The following is an 18,390-nucleotide window of genomic DNA, read 5'->3' as shown; positions in this document are numbered from 1 at the left end:
CGCATGGTTTAACGCATGTTTTTCCTGCCGTCACGGGGTGATCTTCTTCGCATCCGCGAAGATCAGCAACCCGGCGGCCCCCGCAAAGATGGCGATATCGGCAATGTTGAATGTGTAGGGGTTCTGAAAGCCGCAACAGGTGGTGTTGAGGAAGTCCACCACCGCGCCGTAGATCACCCGGTCCAGCGCGTTGGCCAGCGCCCCGCCGACGATGAGCCCCGCCGAGATCAGCGCCATGGCCCGCGTCAGCCCGGTGCGAGCCCACCACAGGATCCAGGCCGAGATGATCAGCGCGATGGCGATGAGGATCCAGCGCGTGGTCTCGGCGCTGTTGGCGAAGAGGCCGAAATTCACGCCGGTGTTCCAGCCGAGGCGGAAAGTCAGGATGCCGGGGATGACCTCGACCGGGCCGCGCGTGGCAAGCCCCAGCCCGTAGAGGATCCAGATCTTGCTGGCCTGGTCTGCCAGAAAGGCAAGGACGGCGGCGATGAAGGTCAGGCGCATCGGGGTCTCCTTTCTCAGTGCCGGAAATGGCGCATGCCGGTGAAGACCATGGCAAGCCCCGCCTCGTCGGCGGCGGCAATCACCTCGTCGTCGCGCATCGAGCCTCCGGGCTGGATCACGCAGGACGCCCCTGCGGCGGCGGCCTCCAGCAGACCGTCGGCGAAGGGAAAGAACGCGTCCGAGGCGACGGCGGAGCCTTGCGTCAGCGGCGCGGGAAGGTCCATCGCCTCGGCCATGCGGCGGGCCTTTTTCGCGGCAATGAGCGCCGAATCCAGCCGGCTCATCTGGCCTGCGCCCACGCCTACGGTGGCGCCGTCCTTGACATAGACGATGGCGTTGGACTTGACGTGTTTCGCGACCTTCCAGGCAAAAAGCAGATCGCGCATCTGGTCCTCGGTGGGCGCCAGCCTGGTCACGACCTTCAAGTCGTCCGGGCCGACAAAGCCCACATCCTTGTCCTGCACCAGCATGCCGCCCGCGACCTGCCGGTAGGTCAACCCGCCCGCGCGGGGGTCGGGCAGGCCATCGGTGGTAAGCAACCTCAGGTTCATCTTCTTGGCAAAAATACTCATGGCCCCATCGCTGGCCCCGGGCGCGATCACCACTTCGGTGAAGATCCCGGCAATCTCCTGCGCGGTCTCCTCATCCAGCGGCTGGTTCAGGGCGACGATGCCGCCGAAGGCCGAGGTCCGGTCGCAGTCGAAGGCAGATCGATACGCCTCCAACAGGGTCTTGCCGGTGGCGACGCCGCAGGGGTTGGCGTGTTTGATGATGGCGCAGGCGGGGCCGTTGGCGGGGTCGAACTCGGCCACCAACTCAAACGCCGCATCGGTGTCGTTGATGTTGTTATAGGACAGCGCCTTGCCCTGGTGCTGGCGCGCGGTGGCGACGCCGGGGCGGTGCGTGCCATCGGTGTAGAAGCTGGCCGCCTGATGCGGGTTCTCGCCATAGCGCAGGGTCTGCGCCAGGGTTCCGGCAAAGGCGCGACGGCGCGGGGCGGGATCATCCATGATCCCGGCCATCCAGGTCGAGACCGCCGCGTCATAGGCTGCCGTGCGCGCATAGGCCCGTTGCGCCAGCTTGCGCCGGAACCCGGGGCAGGTCGCGCCATCATGCTGGTCGAGATCGCCGAGCAGCCTGTCGTAATCCTGCACATCCACCACGACGGTGACAAAGGCGTGGTTCTTGGCCGCCGCGCGGATCATCGCGGGGCCGCCGATGTCGATGTTTTCGATGCAGGTGTCGACATCCGCGCCGCCTGCCACGGTGGCCTCGAACGGGTAGAGGTTGACGACAAGCAGGTCGATCTCCTCGATCCCGTGCGCCTGCATCGCCGCCTTGTGGTCGGCATTGTCGCGCAGGGCCAAGAGCCCGCCATGCACCTTGGGGTGCAGCGTCTTCACGCGGCCATCCATCATCTCGGGAAAACCGGTCAGGTCGGCCACGTCGCGCACCTCAAGCCCCGCCTCACGCATCGCTTTCGCGCTGCCGCCAGTCGAGAGCAGTTCGACGCCCCGCGCGGCCAATCCTCGCGCAAACTCGATCAGCCCGGTCTTGTCGGACACGGAAATCAGCGCGCGGCGCAGGGGGATGTGGGTCATGGTCTCGTCCTCGATCTGATCAGAGCCAGTCATCGTCACGTTCATAGTCACGATGGCCGCGCGGGGTATCCGTGGGCTTGGCCAGGCTCCAGCTTACGGCGGACCCATAATCGGTCAGGCGGGAAGATAGAACGATCTGTTTTGTCGCGCGTGGCTTGAGGCGACCGGATTCGAGGTAAACGCTTTTCTCCAGGCTCAGGCTGGCCTCCTGCCCGTGGCGGAAGACCCAGGTTTCGCCGCCGCGCAAGGTCAGCGAGACGGCGCTGCCGTTCATGTCCAGCTTGGCCTCGATATCGGGGTGCAGGTGGAAGCGGACCGAATAGGGGATGCCGTCCATCGGCAGGCGGGCGATGACCCGGTCCAGCGTGTCGCGGTCCTGGGCGTCGAGGGCGGCCAGCCCGTCTTCGCCGCGCAGGAGCCGCCCGTCGTTTTCCAAGGACAGGCTGCGCAGATGCACCAGGCCATGGGTGCGGCGGTATCCGTCATGCGAAAAGGCGATGGCGCGGGCGGCGCCGGTCTCGGCCTCCTGCACCTCGACCGTTTGCGGCCCGTCGATCAGCGCCTGCCGCACCACGCCCTGATGCGCGGCGCGGCGGCCAAGGCGGGACGATGAATAGCCCTCGATCGACAGGGTGGAATGCGACGGCGTGGCCCGGCCCGCGCGCCGCCAATCGGCCCCGAAACTGGCCCCGGAACCGCAATTCACGATCACGGGGCGGCGGCCGCTGGTCATCTCGAAGGCGAGCGTCGAGGCGTGCGAGTTGAGCGCGTCCGGCCCCATCATCGGGGGGCTCGCATCGACCACGATGGAGGTGCGCCCGGCAGAGAGGCGCGCGTATCCCATCGCCAGCCCCTTGAGGATCGAGGGGCGCACGCCCGATTGCGACAGCGCCTGATCCAGCCGCCCCGGCGCGCCGCGCCCGCCGCCCTGGAACCGAGCCAGCGCGCCATCGGCGTGGCGCAGGCTGCGCAGGGTGGGGGCGATGCGCATGATCGCGGTGTTGACCGCGGGGTCGGGTTTCTTGCCCGATTCCTGTAACACTGCGGCGGCCCATGTCAGCAGGGTGAAGACGTTGAGCAATTCCTCGGGGTTGCGGGTGACGATGCCGCCCGAGGCGTCGATCTCATGCGCGCATTCCGAGGCCAGCGCGCGCAGGGCGGCGGGCAGGTGATGCTCCATCCCCGTCAGGGCGCAGGCGGAATAGATCAGGCCGGTCAGCGCCTCGAACCGGGGCAGCCCGTGCGAGGTGGTCCTCCAGCGCCGCGCGAGAAAGGCGGTCTGGCGGCCCAGGGCGGCGAAGAAGGCGCGGGTTTCCGCGGTGCTCTGACCGCTCATCAGGAACAGCGCGTGGCTGATCCAGCGGATCTGCCGCCGGCCCACCAGATCGGGCGTCCAGCCGGGGCCTTTGCCGGAACCATAGCGTTTCAGCCAATCGGCCAGCCAGTCCTGCGCCATGGGACGCCCCGAGCCGTCGGCGATCGCGGCCAGGTGGTCGAGCCATTCGAAGCCGTGCAGCTCATCCTCGAACGCGTCCGAGGGGGGGTCGATCGCCCAGGGCAGATCCTCGGGCAGTTGCATGAGGACACCGGCGAAAAGCAGGTTGCCCGACATGAGCTGCCGCCCGCGCGTGTCCGAGCCGATGGAACGGGGATCGGGCTGCGAGGTGAAGCCGCGCGCGCGCGGCGAGAACCCGGCCCGCCACGCCGCCCACCGGTTGACGGATCGCAGGATCCGTCCGGGTCGTTCCCGCAGGGAAATCGGGGCCGGGGACAGGGTTTCAGGCATCAGGGCGCGCTGGCTGCTCTCGTTTATGTTTTGAGAGCGAGGATACAGGCATCAGGGCTTTTGCAAAAGAGCCATGTAAAACCCGTCCATCCCGCCGCGTTCGGCCCAGTAATCAGGGCGCAGGCGCAGGCCCCCTTCGGGGCTGGCCCAGGTGGCATCGCCGCCAAGCGGGGTCGGATCGGTCGGGATCACCCGCAAACCGTCATGGCGCTTGAGCGCCGCCTTGACCTGATTCTCGCCCTCGTTCGGCAGGAGCGAGCAGGTGCAGAACACCATCCGCCCGCCGGGTTCGAGATGGGTTAGCGCCTTGTCGAGCATCTGCATCTGGAGCTTGGTGAGCGCCTCCACCTCGTCCGCGGATTTGACGAAGGGCAGGTCGGGATGGCGGCGGATGGTGCCGCTGGCCGAGCAGGGCGCATCGAGCAAGATGGCGTCATACTGTCCGCCCTCCCAGGTCAGCAGGTCGGCGGTGATGAGCGTGGCGGTCAGCTGCGTGCGGGCGAGGTTTTCGGCGACGCGGTTGAGGCGATGCTCGGAGATATCCAGCGCGGTGACATCCGCGCCGCCTGCGGCCAGTTGCATGGTCTTGCCGCCAGGGGCGGCGCAAAGGTCGAGCACGGATTGACCCGTGACATCGCCCAGAAGGCGCGCAGGCATCGCGGCGGCGGCGTCCTGCACCCACCAGTCGCCCTGCGCGTAGCCGGGCAGGGCCGAGACCTGCGCGCCGGACAGCCGCAGCGAGCCGGTCGGCAGGGTTTCCGCGCCCTCCAGCGTGACGCCCGGTTTCGGGGTCAGGTCCAGCGGTGCGGGGCGTTCATGGGCGGCCTCGATGGCCTCCAATATGTCGGTCCCATAGGCTTTGTGCAGCGGCTTGCGCAGCCAGACGGGCAGTTTCTGCGGCGGGGTCGCCTGCCACACCTCCCGCGCCTCGGTATCCACCTTGCGCAGCACCGCGTTGACCAGACCGGCCCCGCGCCGCGTGCGGGCGTTGCGCTTGGCGACCTCGACCAGCGAGCTGACGACGCCATGCGCCTCGGACCCATCGACCAGCAGTTCCGCCGCGCCAAGGCGCAGGATGTTCTGCACCGCCATGTTGGGGCGACGTTCCAGGTAGGGGCGCAGCACGGCATCCAACCGGCCCAGGTGACGCAGCACGGTGAGGGTGAGACGCCCGGCGCGGGCGGCGTCCTCGGGCGGCAGATCGGGCGCGGAATGATGCGTCAGCAGACGCTTTTCCCAGAGCACGCCGTAAAGGTGATCCAGCGCCGCGCGGCGGGCGGAAAGGCCGGTCTCTGGCATCGGGCGCTCCTCTTGTCCTGACCCCCGGGGGGCGTATATCAAAGCCAAAGCCTTCACAAGGAGCCCCGCCGATGAGCGACCCGACAGACCGCCCCGACCTGCCCCCCGAAGCGCAACGCGCGCTGGCCGAGGCCGAGGCACGCCGCAAGGCAAAAGGCGAGATCGCGCTGCCCACCGAACTGGGCGGCCGCGACGGACCGGAACCGGTGCGCTACGGCGATTGGGAGAAGAAGGGCATCGCGGTCGATTTCTGAGGGGGGGGAGCTTGGGGGCTCATGTGTCTCGCGTTGATGGCGATACGGTCAGTCGCCAGCAGAAGGGCTCCACCTGATGCGCACCCGCGTTGCCGCTGATGCGCATCCTGGACCTGCTTGTTCGTCTTGAAGGAGCCTACCGCACAAATTTCTTGGTGCTTCAGCCGCTTCGGCTTTCACTCTCATCAAACACTCAACCGGGTGACGCTCTCATCGCTTTTCGTTGAAAAGCGACTGCCGCGCACGCCTTGGCCCCAAAGCGTGAAGCCCAAGAAACCCGTCCTAGCGGACGAATTTCTTGTGCTTCAGTCGTTTGGGCTCAAGGGCATCCGCGCCCAGGCGGCGCTTCTTGTCTTCCTCGTAATCCTCGAAATTGCCCTCGAACCATTCCACATGCGCCTCGCCCTCGAAGGCCAGGATATGCGTGCAGATGCGGTCGAGGAAGAAGCGGTCGTGGCTGATCACCACGGCGCAGCCGGCGAAGTCCACCAACGCATCCTCAAGCGCGCGCAGGGTTTCGACGTCGAGGTCGTTGGTCGGCTCGTCGAGGAGCAGCACGTTGCCGCCTTCCTTCAGCAGCTTGGCCATGTGGACGCGGTTGCGCTCGCCGCCTGACAATTGCCCGACCTTCTTCTGCTGGTCGCCGCCCTTGAAATTGAACGAAGAGCAATAGGCGCGGGAATTGACGCTGGCGTCACCCAGTTCGATCAGTTCGGCCCCGCCCGAGATCTCCTCCCACACTGTTGCATTCGGGTTCAGCGCATCGCGGGACTGGTCGACATAGGACAGGTCAACCGTGTCGCCATATTCCAGCGTGCCAGAATCCGGCTGTTCCTGGCCCGTCAGCATCCGGAAGAGCGTGGATTTGCCCGCGCCGTTGGGGCCGATCACGCCGACGATGCCGCCCGGTGGCAGGGCGAAGCTCAGATCTTCGACCAGAAGCTTGTCGCCATAGGCCTTTTGCAGGTTCTCCACCTCGATCACCTTGCCGCCGAGGCGGGGGCCGTTGGGGATGACGATGGTGGCGCGGGAGAGCTTCTCGCGCTCGGAGGTTTCGGCCAGCTCGTTATAGGCGGCGATCCGGGCCTTGGACTTGGCTTGCCGCGCCTTCTGCCCCTGCCGCATCCATTCCAGCTCGCGCTCCAGCGTCTTCTGCTTGGATTTGTCCTCACGCGCCTCCTGCGCCAGACGCTTGGCCTTCTGCTCCAGCCAGGCGGAGTAGTTGCCCTCGTAGGGGATGCCGCGGCCGCGGTCGAGTTCGAGGATCCAGCCGGTGATGTCGTCGAGGAAATAGCGGTCATGGGTGACGATCAGGATCGTGCCCTTGTAGTCGATGAGGTGCTGTTGCAGCCAGGCGATGGTTTCCGCGTCCAGGTGGTTGGTGGGTTCGTCCAGCAGCAGCATGTCGGGCGCCTCAAGCAGCAGCTTGCACAGCGCCACGCGGCGGGCCTCGCCGCCCGAGAGGTTTTCGGGCATCGCATCATCGGGCGGGCAGCGCAGGGCTTCGAGCGCGACGTCGATCTGGGCGTCGAGATCCCAGAGGTTTTCCGAGTCGATCTCGTCCTGAAGCTGCGCCATTTCCTCGGCGGTCTCGTCGGAATAGTTCATCGCCAGCTCGTTGAAGCGGTCGAGCTTGGCCTTCTTTTCGGCTACACCTTCCATGACGTTGTCGCGGACGGTCTTGGCCTCATCAAGCTGCGGCTCCTGCGGGAGGTAGCCGACACGCGCGCCCTTGGCGGCCCAGGCCTCACCGGTGAAATCCTTGTCGATCCCGGCCATGATCTTCATCAGGGTGGATTTACCCGCGCCGTTGGGGCCGACGACGCCGATCTTGACGCCGGGCAGGAAGCTCAGGCGGATGTTCTCGAAGCATTTCTTGCCGCCGGGATAGGTCTTGGAGACGCCATCCATGTGGTAGACATATTGGTAAGCAGCCATTGCGCATCCTCTGGGGAAAGTCCGAATTTCGCGCCTTGATATAGGGGATGAGAGGCAGGGGCAATCAGGCTGGCGGGAGGGCGGAGGCGGCGCCCGGATATGAGATTGTTGCCCTTGCCGTGGGGCTGAAACCGCGCCTCAGCGGTCCTGCCCGCGAGTGAGCAGGACCGGGTCGCCATGGGGCGTGTGCCGATAGGCGCGCGCCCATTCCGCCTTGCGGGAGGTGAGGTCGGAGGGGGTGAGGTCGGTGGCCTTAGTGGTCAGTTTTTCAAGGGCCGCGAGGGCGGCGAGGTAATAGGTTTCGGTCGTGTCCGGCTGCCCCCCCGCCTGCGCCGCGCGCAATTCGGCCCCGAGGGTGTCGGCCCAGTCGGTGGCGGAAAACCGGCCCGCCTGCACCAGTGTGTCGGCGATCGCCAGCACCTGCGCCTGCCACGCCTCGTCGAAGACCGGATCGCGGGGTTTCAGGGGATCATCGGGGCGGAACAAGGTAGCTTTCCCACAGTTCCAGCGTGACCGTGTCGGCGGGGTGGGCATCCGGCCCCCAAAGCTCGCGCGCGGTGAAGCTGATGGTGTAGAGGTGGTCGCCCACGTGGCGGCCCCTCGCGCCTTCATCGGGCAGCAGATGCGCGCCATGATGCGCGATGATGGTGCCGTGCCTGCCGCGCGCATAGCCGGGCAGGCGGGTGTGCGGCGCGGTACCGTGATCCAGCGTCAACACCTTGTCTCCAATAGAGAATTTCGCCGGAGCGTCGGGCGGGAGAGAGAAATCCGTGCACCCCGCGCGGACCTGTTCGACGACTTCCTCGGTGGTCTTTGCCGCCGCCCGCGGGGCGGGGTCGGCGACGTGGCCGGCCTCGATCTCCTGCAACGAGGCGATGCCGTCATCGGCGAAGATCATCAGGTAATTCGTGGCCCATTTCTCGAAATAGGACTGGGTCAGGTAGTCGGCGGGCACCATCATCTCCAGCCCGTGGCGGAACCAGTCGATGGTCATGGAAGGGACCAGCCCTTCGCGCGCGAGGCCCCACATGCGGCGCTCCCAATCATGCGAAAAGGGTGCGTCGCCGGTGTCCACCGGAACGGGCCCGTGGCCCTGTTTGCCGCCGAGATCGTGGATGCCGTCCATGGCTCAGCCCTCCGCTTTCAGGTCGCGCTCGGTCCCGATCATGGAATTACGGGTGACGATCCCGGCGAGGCGGTCCGTGTCCCATCCGTCGGTGCCGTCGGGGCGTTGCGGCACCACGATATAGCGCAGCTCGGCGGTGCTGTCCCAGACGCGCAGGGCGACATCGTCGGGCAGGAACACGCCGAACTCGGCCAGCACGGCGCGCGGTTCGCGCACGGCGCGGGAGCGGTAGGCGGCGGATTTGTACCACGCGGGCGACATGCCCAGGATCGAGAACGGGTAGCAGGAGCAGAGCGTGCAGACGACCATGTTGTGTTGCGCATCGGTGTTTTCGACCGCGTGCAGGTGGCCGGTGGCGTTGCCTTCAAAGCCAAAATCCTTGATGGCCTCGGTCGCGTTCTCCATCAGGCGGGACTTGAAATCGGGGTCGGTCCAGGCGCGCGCGATGACCTGCGCGCCGCGCATCGGGCCGATATGTTCGGAATAGGCCTCGACCCAGGCGTCGATGGTCTCGGGCGCGACGAGGCCGCGTTCAACGGCGAGGCTTTCCAGCGCCTTGACGCGCAGCGCGGGGTCGGAAGGCAGGTGGCTGTGCAGGTGGCGGTGAAGCTCTGCGGCTTTGTCGCTGTCGAAACTGGTCATGGGATTTCCCTTTCGCGGGCAGGCTGACCGCTGCACAAGGGGCAAGTCAAGCCCAAGCCACTGGACTTGGCGGCAAAGCCCCGCGACAAAGGCCGTCATGATGCGTGCCGGATTGCCATATGCCTGCCCCGGTCAGACCGTGGGCCTGTTCGGGGGGTCGTTTGACCCGCCCCATGCGGGCCATGTCCATGTCAGCCGCGAGGCGCTGAAGCGGTTCGGGCTGGACCGCGTCTGGTGGCTGGTCAGCCCCGGCAATCCGTTGAAGCGCGAGGGGCCTGCGCCGCTGGAACGGCGGATGCAGGCAGCGCGGGCGCTGGTCACGCATCCGCGCATCGAGGTCACGGATATAGAGGCACGGATCGGCACGCGCTATACGGCGCAGACGCTGGCCCGCCTCTTCGCGCTTTATCCCGGTGTGCGCTTCGTCTGGCTGATGGGGGCCGACAGCCTTGCCGATCTGCATCGCTGGCAGGATTGGCAATGGATCGTCGAGAATGTTCCGATGGGGGTGCTGGCGCGGCCCGGTCAGAGGATCTCGGCCCGGTCGGGCAAGGCGGCGCGGGTCTACAGGGATTGGAAAGTGCGGGCATCGGCGGCGGGCGGGCTGGCCCATATGGTCGCGCCTGCCTGGTGTTTCCTGAACGTGCCGATGGTGGATGTGTCGTCGAGCGAGATCCGGGCGCGGGGCGAGTGGCGCCGTTAGGGCCGCTCGCGCAGGGTCAGGCTGGCGAGGCCGGTGACGATGAGGAGCGCCAGGCCGAGCGTGGCGAGAAGATCGGGCAGGTCGCCGAAGACGATCCAGCCAAGCGCCGTGGCCGCGACCAGTTGCATGTAGACGAAGGGGGCCACGCGCGAGGCGGGTGCGAGGCGCAGGGCCAGGATCAGGAGCAGGTTTCCAAGCATGGAGCCAAGCGCCGAAGCACTGGACAGCGCCACCACTGGCAGGGTGAGCGGCGGCATTGTCATCAGGCCGAAGGGGGCCAGCACCAGCGCCCCGATGACAAGCTGCGTCAGCATCAGCGCGCGGGGCTGCCCGACCTGCGCCAGCCAGCGCGAGGCGGTGAGGAAACCGCCATAGAAGGTGCCCGCCAGCACCGCAAAGCCAAGCCCCGGCGTCATGCCGAATCCGGGTTTGACAACCAGAAGAACCCCCATGAATCCCAGCAGAAGCAGCAGCGTGCGGATGGGCGTGATCGGCTCTCGCAACAGGAGGGCGGAGAGGAAATAGCTGAGGATCGGGCCGACGAAGAACGCGCCGAAGACATTGGCCATGGGCTCCGTGCGCAGGGCGGTCAGGATCGAGGTGATTCCGCCGACGACCAGAAGCGCGCGCAGCCAGACCCGCCAGTCAAGGAAAAGCCGCATTGGCATCGCGGTGGTGACAAACGGGGCCAGCAGGATGGCGCCGATGGCAAAGCGGCTCCAGGCGATGAAGACCGGATGCACGCCATGGGTCTCGCCCAGGATCTTGCCCGCCGTATCCCCCGCCGGGATCAGGCACATGGCAAGGAGGACGAGCGGCAGCGCCTGGCGGATCGGATGGGTCATGGCCCCGCGCATATGAGGTTTTTGTGACCGGCGAAAGGGTTGAGATAACGCCGCCTTTTGGGTTTAGTCGGGGGGGCAGAAGGGTTTTTGACAAAATGGTTTCAAGACGCCTGTTTTTGAGCGGAGCATTGGCGGGGCTGGCCCAGGCGGGCTTTGCGATGCCGCCGGAATTGTCCCCCTATCCTGTTCGCAGACCCGGTGGGGTCCAGCAGCGCACGGTGCGGGAGGCTGCCGAGCTGATCGCGGAGGCCGCCCTTGGCGGGACGGTGTCCTTTGCCGTGGCCGATGCCAATTCGGGCGTGATGCTGGAGGCGGTCAACCCGCTGCGCGCGATGCCGCCCGCCTCGGTCACCAAGGCGTTGACGGCGGCCTACGCGCTCAACCGGCTCGGTCCCGGCTACCGGTTCCGCACAAGGGTGCTGGCCGATGGGGTGGTGACGGATGGCCGGCTGGAGGGCGATCTGTGGCTGGTCGGCGGGGCCGATCCGCTGCTGGATACCGACCGGCTGAACGACCTGACCCGGAGCCTGGCCGAGGCGGGGCTGCGCGAGGTGACGGGGCGGTTCATCGTGGCGGCGGGGATGCTGCCGATGATCCACGAGATCGACCCGGACCAGCCCGCGCATGTCGGGTATAATCCGGCGATCTCGGCGCTGACGCTGAATTTCAACCGGGTGCATTTCGAATGGGAGCGCGGGCAGGACGGCTATGAGGTGCGGATGGACGCCCGGTCGGAGAGCGTGCGGCCCCCGGTCTCGATGACGCGGATGCAGGTGGTGGACCGGACCGCGCCCGTCTATGGCTATTCCACGACCGAGACCCATGAGAACTGGACCGTGGCCGAGGGTGCGCTGGGCCGTGGCGGGGCGCGCTGGCTGCCGGTGCGCAGGCCGCATCTTTATGCAGCCGAGGTGTTCAAGGTGCTGGCGCGATCGCGCGGCATCGTGCTGGACGAGGTGCAGGTGGAAACGGGGGCGCCGCCCGAGGATGCGCTGGTGATGGCGGCGCATGTGTCCGAGCCGCTGGAGGAGATCCTGCGCGGCATGATGCGCTGGTCGACCAACCTGACCGCCGAGATCGTGGGGCTGCTGTCGACGCAGGCCGGGGGCGGGAACCCGCAGACGCTGCCGGAGTCGGCGGAGGCGATGGGCGACTGGATGCAGGAGCGCTGGGGCGTGCGGCGGCAGCATTTCGTGGACCATTCGGGGCTGGGCGACGAGAGCCGGATGAACACGCGCGAGATGGTGCGGGCCTTGGTCGGCTCCGGGGCGAACGGGGGCCTCAGGCGGCTGATGAAGGACATCCCGATGCGGGATCAGGACGGCAACGTCTTGCCCGATCACCCCGTCGATGTGGTGGCCAAGACCGGCACGCTCTATTTCGTCTCGACCCTTGCGGGGTTCGCGCGCGCACCGTCAGGCCGCGACCTGGCTTTCGCGATCTTCTGCGGCGACCTGGAACGGCGCGGAACCTTCGACACCTCGCAGGAGACACGCCCGCCGGGGGCAAGGGGCTATAACGGCCGCGCGAAACAGTTGCAGCAGGCGCTGATCGAGCGGTGGGCGGCGGTGCATGGGTGAGGCTTTGGTGCGCCGCAACGGGGTCGCAAACAGGCGCGACAGGCGACGGAATTGACCCTTACCTGCCGGACACGACCCGTCCGCAAGGCCCCCCGACATGAGCGTCACCCTTCAGACCCCGCCGATCTTTGTATCGCGCAGCCTTCAGGGCATTCTCTGTGTCATCATCGGCATGGCGCTGTTCGTCGCCCAGGATGTGGCGATGAAGGTGTTGATCACGCAATATCCGCTCTGGATGCTGATGACCGCGCGCGGAGTGGTCGGGTTGGCGGTGCTGGTACCGCTGATCGTGCTCCTGGGTGGTCCGCATCGGTTGCTGACCCCTCTCTGGCCGCTGCATCTGACGCGCGCGCTATTGATCACGCTGGCGTTCTCGGTGTTCTACGCGGTGTTCCCCTTCATGGGGCTGGCCGAAGTCTCGACCATCTTCTTTGCCGCGCCCCTGATTATCGCGGTGATGGCATGGGGCATTCTGGGTGAACAGATTGGCCCGCACCGGAGCATCGCCCTGTTGATCGGGTTCGCGGGCGTACTGGTGGCGCTGAACCCCGGCGGCGCGGCCTTTCAGCCCCTGTCACTGCTGCCGCTGCTTTGTGCCGCGGGCTATGCTGGGTCGCAGATCCTGGCGCGGGTGATCGGGGATCGCGATTCGCCGCTGACGGTCGGGGTCTACACGGTAGGGGCGATGGTGGTTACGGTGCCGCTGGTCGGGGCGCTGGTCAGTGCCGTCTTGCCCGAGACCGCCGCCATTCATCACTTGCGATGGGAGTGGTACGTGCCACGCGGTCAGGCCGCACTGCACCTGGGCGGGCTTGGGGTGATCGGGCTGGTCGGCCTGATCTTCCTGTCACGCGCCTACCAGATTGCCAGCGCGGGCGTCGTGGCCCCCTTCGACTATGCCTATCTGCTATGGGGAGAGGTTCCGGGGCCGGCGACTCAACTCGGCATGGTGATGATCGTCGCAAGCGGGGTCTATCTGGGCTACCGGGAATACCGCGGCTCGGGTACGGTCGCGGCGCAGATCTCGCCTCACAACACCTGATGCCGCGCGCGGGCGCCGCGCTCGATGGCGGCGGCGTGCAACCTGTCGATGTTGAACTGGTAGCGGATCTCCATCAGCATCTCCAGTTCCTCCTGTCGTAGCAGACCGTCCGCCGCCGCCACGTCGCAGGCCAGCGCGTAGCCGGTCTCGTAGAGGCGCTCGGGCAGGGCGTCGGTGATCAGGCCGAAGAGGGCGTCCAGCCCGTCCTCGTCCTCGAACAGGTCGAAGACGATGCGGCTGACGGTGCTCATGCGGTCGTCGTCGTAATCGCCGAAGACCGGCAGGTGATTGACGATGCGTTCGATGGTGACAAGCTCGGCGGTGCGGATGTTTTCGTCCGAAACCGAGACGGCCATCATCAGGGCGACCAGCGCGTCCTGCGGCGAGAGGGAGGGTTGTTCGGTCACGGGAGCCTTGCCTTTCGATGGGGTATGCCCGGTATTTATTGACCCCGCCGCCTTGGCGCAATAGGGGCTGGCGCAGGCGCGGCACCGGGCCGCGTGACCCTTCTTATCTGATGGAAAGAGACATGACCGATCTGCGTGACGCTGCGATGAGCTCCAAGGCCTGGCCCTTTGAAGAAGCGCGCCGGTTGCTCAAACGCTACGAAAAGGCGCCGCCCGAGAAGGGGTATGTCCTGTTCGAGACCGGATACGGGCCGTCGGGCCTGCCGCATATCGGCACCTTCGGCGAGGTCTTGCGCACGACGATGATCCGGCGCGCCTTCGAGGTGATCTCGGATATTCCGACGCGGCTCATTTGTTTCTCCGACGATGTCGACGGGATGCGCAAGGTGCCGGGCAATGTGCCCAACCGCGAGGCGCTGGCCGAGCATCTGCAAAAGCCGCTGACGAGCGTGCCGGACCCGTTCGGCACACATGAGAGCTTTGGCCACCACAACAACGCCATGCTGCGCCGGTTCCTGGATACGTTCGGGTTCGAGTACGAGTTCTATTCCGCGACCGAGTTCTACAAGTCGGGCCGCTTCGACGAGGTGCTGAAACGCGCGGTCGAGCGCTATGACGACGTGATGAAGGTGATGCTGAAATCCTTGCGCGAGGAGCGTCAGCAGACCTATTCCATCTTCCTGCCGATCCATCCCGAGACGGGGCGGGTGATGTATGTGCCGATGAAGGAGGTGAACGCCAGGGATCACACGATCACCTTCGACGACGAGGACGGGCGCGAATGGGTGCTGCCGGTGACGGGCGGCAACGTCAAGCTGCAATGGAAGCCCGATTTCGGCGCGCGGTGGGCGGCGCTGGACGTGGATTTCGAGATGTATGGCAAGGATCATTCCACCAACACGCCGATCTATGACCGGATCTGCGAGATCCTGGGCGGACGGAAGCCCGAGCATTTCACCTATGAGCTGTTCCTCGATGAAAACGGGCAGAAGATCAGCAAATCGACCGGCAACGGGATTTCCATTGATGAATGGCTGACCTATGCCAGCACGGAGTCGCTGTCCTATTTCATGTATCTCAAGCCGAAGACGGCGAAGCGGATGCATTTCGACGTAATCCCGAAGGCGGTGGACGAGTATCACCAGCAATTGCGCGCCTATGCGGGGCAGGATGCCGCCACGCGCGTGAACAACCCGGTCTTCCATATTCATGGGGCGGATGTGCCGGAATCGAACATGGTGGTGAGCTTTGCGATGCTGCTGAACCTGGCCTCGGTCGCCCATGCCGAGGACAAGGAGGCGCTGTGGGGCTTCATCCGCCGTTATGCGCCCCAGGCCAGCCCCGAGACGCATCCCGACCTGGACGATGCGGCGGGGTTCGCGATCCGCTATTACAACGATTTCGTGAAGCCGCATCGGCAGTTCCGGCGGGCCGATGAGAAAGAGGCCGCGGCGATGGCCGACCTGGCGGCGCGGCTGCGCGCCTATGACGGCGAGGTCGAGGATGAGGCGTTGCAGACGATGGTGTTTGCGGTCGGCAAGGAGCACGGGTTCGAGCCGCTGCGCGACTGGTTCAAGGCGCTTTACGAGGTCTGTCTTGGGGCCTCGCAGGGCCCGCGTTTCGGGGGCTTCATCGCGCTTTATGGCGTCATGGAGACCGCCGATCTGATCGACGCCGCGCTGAAGGGCCAACTGGCATCGTGATTTGACCTCCTCCGCTGTCGCGCTAGTTTTTCCGTCAGGGGACATGCAAGCGGAGGAGATTTCCATGCGCAGAGCGATCCTTGCCCTGAGCCTGATCCTGGCCCCCCTCTGGGCCAGCGCACAGGAGGCGGAGACGCCGGACCTGGCGATACAGGGCGTCATATCCGACCAGTTTTCGGCCTTTTCCACCGGCAATGTGTTTACCGCCTGGACCTATGCCAGCCCGACGATTCAGAGCATTTTCCAGAACCCGCAATATTTCGGGGCCATGGTGGAGCGCGGCTTTCCCATGGTCTGGGATCCCGGCGAAGTGACCTTCCAGGGGCTTGAGATCCGCAATGGCCGCCCCGTGCAGCGGGTGCAGGTGATCGACCAGGCAGGCAACGCGCATCTTCTGGATTACGAGATGGTGATGGTGGAGGGCGACTGGCGCATCAGCGCGGTCGAGATCGTCGAGGCCCCCGGCGTGGGTGTCTGAGCTTAACCGCTTCTTAAGACCTCTTCGCTAAATCTGTCACATAACCGGGCCTTTCGGCACCGGCATCCTTCTGGACACGACTGAAAACCGAGAACCCCACGTGCAGGTCAGGCACGCGGGGTCGAAACGCGTGTCCGGGTCAAGGGCGCGCGGCACGCAAAAAGGGGTCTGATATGAACCAAGTGATTACCGACGGGCTGAACCTGATGCCGCCCTCCTTTGGCGATGGCCTGGGCGTCTGGAGCCAGGAGGACGGCACACCCGGCACCGATACCTATGCAAGTGCCGCCAACGCGGCTCTGGTCGCTGCCGACCAGGATTTCGGCACCTGCCTGGAGATCCTGAAGACCGCTGGCACCACGCGGCTGCGCTATATGGGTGAGACGCCGGTTCTGCCGGGGCTCTACCTGCGTGTCTCGGCCCGGATCAAGGCGCTGTCGGGCAGCCTGCCCGATGTCCGTATCGCGGCCTGGGCGGGGCGGTCGAATGACACCAACGTGCCGGGCGTCACCGAGGTCGGTCCGCAGACCGCGCTGACCGCCTATGGCGAGGTGGTCACGGTCTCCGCCATCATCGGGGTCGGCGCGCGCGGCGGTGTCGACATGGCCTGGGGCGAGGAAGCGGCCTATGGCCATATGGGCCTGGACCTGACCGGGGCCAATGGCGGCACCGTGCGGATCGAGAGCATCAAGGTCGAGGACATCACCCATGTCTTCTACCGCAAGCTGATGGATTGGGTCGACGTCAAGGATTTCGGCGCTGTCGGCAATGGCTCCACCGACGATACCGGCGCGTTCAACGCGGCCGATGCGGCGGCGAACGGGCGCGAGGTTCTGGTCTCGGAAGGGACCTATCGCATCAATGGCAACCTGACGATGCAGAGCCCGGTGCGGTTCCAGGGACAATTGTCGATGCCAGATTACGCGCGGCTGGTGCTGTCGAAGAATTTCGACCTGCCGAGCTATGCCGATGCCTTTGGCGGCGACGAGGTGCAGGGGTTCAAGAAGGGCTTTCAGGCCATGCTGAACCACGGCGATCACGAGTCATTCGACATGGGCGGGCGGCGGGTGCTGCTGGACGCGCCGATCGACATGCAGGCGGTGGTCGGCAACAAGAACACCTATGCCAATCAGCGCAGCATCCAGAACGGGCAGTTCTCCTGCATCGACAGCCCGAATTGGAATGACACCGTGACGACACGCAACGCCACATGGTCGGCATCCCAGGCCGACCGGCTGGACAATGTCACCAATGCCGGGGCCATCCCCATCGGGTCGCTGGTCACGGCGGGCCAGGGTGTCGGGCGCGAGGTCTATGTGCGGGCGATCAACGTGGCGGCGGGTCGCGTCTTCCTGTCCAGCCCGCTCGGCACGGCGCCGAGCCAGCAGACCTATACCTTCCGCCGGTTCAAATACATCCTCGACTTCTCGGGCTTCGAGCAGTTGCAGCGGTTCTCGATCTCGGGGGTGGAGTTCCTCTGTGCCGGGCGGGCCAGCGCCGTGATGCTGCCCAAGGACGGGCTGATCTTCCACGTCAAGGATTGCTTCTTCACCGGCCCTAAGGATCGCGGCATCACCTCGATCGAAGGCGGCTGCGCGGGGATGCTGCTGGACCGCAACCAGTTCCTGTCGAACGAACAGACATTGCGCGTTCAGGACCGCACGACCATCGCCTTCAACACCAATTCCAACGATGTGAAGGTGCGCGACAACCGGTCGGTCAAGTTCAAGCATTTCGGCGTCTTCGGCGGCAATGGCAACCTGATCACCGGCAATCACTGGTTCCAGGGCGACAGCGAGCCGAACGGGTTGATCACGGCGGGCATCGTGCTGACCAACACCAACGTCAAGACCACGATCCACGGCAACTATATCGACAACAGTTTCATCGAATGGGGCAATGAGCACGACCCGGAGCCGGAGATGTCGGGCGAGTTCTCGTTCGGCGGGCTGACGATCAACGCCAATATCTTCACCGCGAACGGGATCGCGGGCTGGTCGAAATTCATCCAGATCAAGCCCTATGGACCCGATCACTACATCAACGGCCTGTCCATTTGCGACAATGTGTTCAAACATCTGAACGGCAATGCGCTCGGCTCGGCGGAAGGGGTCGATGACAGCATCGCGCCGCTCGACCACACCCGTGCGCGCAATTTCCTGATGTCGGGCAATGTCTATCACGGCGTCAACCGCAATTCGCAGAACCCGGTGACGGTGCGGGTCAATGAAAGCGGCGACAGCAATACCTGGGAGGTCGATCTGCGCGATTACCTGCCGTTCGGGTCCGAGGCGCGGGTGGCGGTGTCGGTCCTGCCCGAGGGCGCGATCCGGTCGCCCGGAAATGTCGCGGTCTATACCATGCCCTATTGCACTACGCGTCACGGTGTCGGGCGCGGGTCGATCCGGATCAACTGGTCGCAGCCGGTGCATGGCACGGTGCAACTGACGGCGCGTTGCGACACGGTGTGATCCTGCCGTGA

At 65.7% G+C, this 18,390-nt stretch carries 17 protein-coding genes; 7 read left to right on the top strand and 10 right to left on the bottom strand.

Annotation, left to right across the window (positions count from 1 at the left end; translation table 11 throughout):
* Positions 1-30: 30 nt before the first annotated feature.
* The 4 genes from lspA to AC13C7_RS15410 are packed head-to-tail and all read right to left on the bottom strand — an operon-like array spanning position 31 to position 5,190.
* A complete protein-coding gene (gene lspA, locus AC13C7_RS15425) occupies positions 31-504 on the bottom strand; it encodes a signal peptidase II (RefSeq protein WP_446169713.1) in 474 nt (157 codons plus the stop codon).
* Positions 505-518: 14 nt separating this feature from the next.
* Positions 519-2,138: a bifunctional phosphoribosylaminoimidazolecarboxamide formyltransferase/IMP cyclohydrolase gene (purH, locus tag AC13C7_RS15420; protein ID WP_482868012.1), complete on the bottom strand. Its 1,620-nt coding sequence runs from the start codon at positions 2,136-2,138 to the stop codon at positions 519-521.
* Positions 2,125-3,891 carry a heparinase II/III family protein gene (locus AC13C7_RS15415; protein ID WP_482868011.1) on the bottom strand — a complete coding sequence of 589 codons (1,767 nt, stop codon included), beginning with the start codon at positions 3,889-3,891 and terminating at the stop codon, positions 2,125-2,127. The genes purH and AC13C7_RS15415 overlap by 14 nt, the downstream gene beginning before the upstream one ends.
* A 51-nt stretch (positions 3,892-3,942) precedes the next feature.
* Positions 3,943-5,190, bottom strand: coding sequence for an RsmB/NOP family class I SAM-dependent RNA methyltransferase (locus AC13C7_RS15410; RefSeq protein ID WP_482868010.1), 1,248 nt, complete (start codon positions 5,188-5,190; stop codon positions 3,943-3,945).
* A 71-nt stretch (positions 5,191-5,261) separates the two neighbouring features.
* On the opposite strand from AC13C7_RS15410, the gene AC13C7_RS15405 reads away from it, so the two are divergent.
* The gene (locus tag AC13C7_RS15405; protein ID WP_482868009.1) at positions 5,262-5,444 is read left to right on the top strand and encodes a DUF1674 domain-containing protein; all 183 of its coding nucleotides are present in this window, start codon (positions 5,262-5,264) and stop codon (positions 5,442-5,444) included.
* A 282-nt stretch (positions 5,445-5,726) separates the two neighbouring features.
* Here AC13C7_RS15405 and ettA read toward each other — a convergent pair whose 3' ends face one another.
* From ettA to nthA, 4 genes are all read right to left on the bottom strand, one after another.
* Complete coding sequence (gene ettA / locus AC13C7_RS15400) at positions 5,727-7,382, bottom strand: energy-dependent translational throttle protein EttA (RefSeq protein WP_482868008.1); 1,656 nt, start codon at positions 7,380-7,382, stop codon at positions 5,727-5,729.
* A gap of 138 nt (positions 7,383-7,520) precedes the next feature.
* Positions 7,521-7,868, bottom strand: a complete 348-nt coding sequence (locus AC13C7_RS15395; protein ID WP_482868007.1) for a nitrile hydratase accessory protein — start codon at positions 7,866-7,868, stop codon at positions 7,521-7,523.
* Entirely contained in the window at positions 7,852-8,508 is a 657-nt protein-coding gene (gene nthB / locus AC13C7_RS15390) for a nitrile hydratase subunit beta (RefSeq protein ID WP_474889680.1), read from the bottom strand. The genes AC13C7_RS15395 and nthB overlap by 17 nt, the downstream gene beginning before the upstream one ends.
* A 3-nt stretch (positions 8,509-8,511) precedes the next feature.
* Entirely contained in the window at positions 8,512-9,150 is a 639-nt protein-coding gene (nthA, locus tag AC13C7_RS15385; RefSeq protein WP_482868006.1) for a nitrile hydratase subunit alpha, read from the bottom strand.
* A gap of 100 nt (positions 9,151-9,250) precedes the next feature.
* Here nthA and AC13C7_RS15380 point away from each other — a divergent pair, with 100 nt between their 5' ends.
* Entirely contained in the window at positions 9,251-9,853 is a 603-nt protein-coding gene (locus AC13C7_RS15380) for a nicotinate-nucleotide adenylyltransferase (RefSeq protein ID WP_482868436.1), read from the top strand.
* On the opposite strand, the gene AC13C7_RS15375 is transcribed toward AC13C7_RS15380, so the two are convergent.
* Entirely contained in the window at positions 9,850-10,698 is an 849-nt protein-coding gene (locus tag AC13C7_RS15375) for a DMT family transporter (protein ID WP_482868005.1), read from the bottom strand. The two genes, AC13C7_RS15380 and AC13C7_RS15375, sit on opposite strands and share 4 nt — an antisense overlap.
* 116 nt (positions 10,699-10,814) lie before the next feature.
* On the opposite strand from AC13C7_RS15375, the gene dacB reads away from it, so the two are divergent.
* Together dacB and AC13C7_RS15365 are read left to right on the top strand one after the other, a co-directional pair.
* Positions 10,815-12,278, top strand: coding sequence for a D-alanyl-D-alanine carboxypeptidase/D-alanyl-D-alanine endopeptidase (gene dacB, locus AC13C7_RS15370; protein ID WP_482868004.1), 1,464 nt, complete (start codon positions 10,815-10,817; stop codon positions 12,276-12,278).
* A 97-nt stretch (positions 12,279-12,375) separates the two neighbouring features.
* Complete coding sequence (locus AC13C7_RS15365; RefSeq protein WP_482868003.1) at positions 12,376-13,320, top strand: DMT family transporter; 945 nt, start codon at positions 12,376-12,378, stop codon at positions 13,318-13,320.
* Here AC13C7_RS15365 and AC13C7_RS15360 read toward each other — a convergent pair.
* Positions 13,308-13,727, bottom strand: a complete 420-nt coding sequence (locus AC13C7_RS15360) for a tellurite resistance TerB family protein (protein WP_328700527.1) — start codon at positions 13,725-13,727, stop codon at positions 13,308-13,310. The genes AC13C7_RS15365 and AC13C7_RS15360 overlap by 13 nt on opposite strands.
* Positions 13,728-13,849: 122 nt before the next feature.
* Here AC13C7_RS15360 and AC13C7_RS15355 point away from each other — a divergent pair, with 122 nt between their 5' ends.
* From AC13C7_RS15355 to AC13C7_RS15345, 3 genes are all read left to right on the top strand, one after another.
* Positions 13,850-15,430, top strand: coding sequence for a lysine--tRNA ligase (locus tag AC13C7_RS15355; protein ID WP_482868002.1), 1,581 nt, complete (start codon positions 13,850-13,852; stop codon positions 15,428-15,430).
* Positions 15,431-15,494: 64 nt separating this feature from the next.
* Positions 15,495-15,908 carry a DUF4864 domain-containing protein gene (locus AC13C7_RS15350; protein ID WP_474889842.1) on the top strand — a complete coding sequence of 138 codons (414 nt, stop codon included), beginning with the start codon at positions 15,495-15,497 and terminating at the stop codon, positions 15,906-15,908.
* Between the two features lie 173 nt (positions 15,909-16,081).
* Complete coding sequence (locus AC13C7_RS15345) at positions 16,082-18,379, top strand: glycosyl hydrolase family 28-related protein (RefSeq protein WP_446120348.1); 2,298 nt, start codon at positions 16,082-16,084, stop codon at positions 18,377-18,379.
* Positions 18,380-18,390 lie beyond the last annotated feature (11 nt).

This window comes from Alterinioella sp. B-7 (assembly GCF_056857775.1).
The sequence above is the reverse complement of the archived record's forward strand: the minus strand, read 5'-3'. Positions and strand labels throughout refer to the sequence as shown.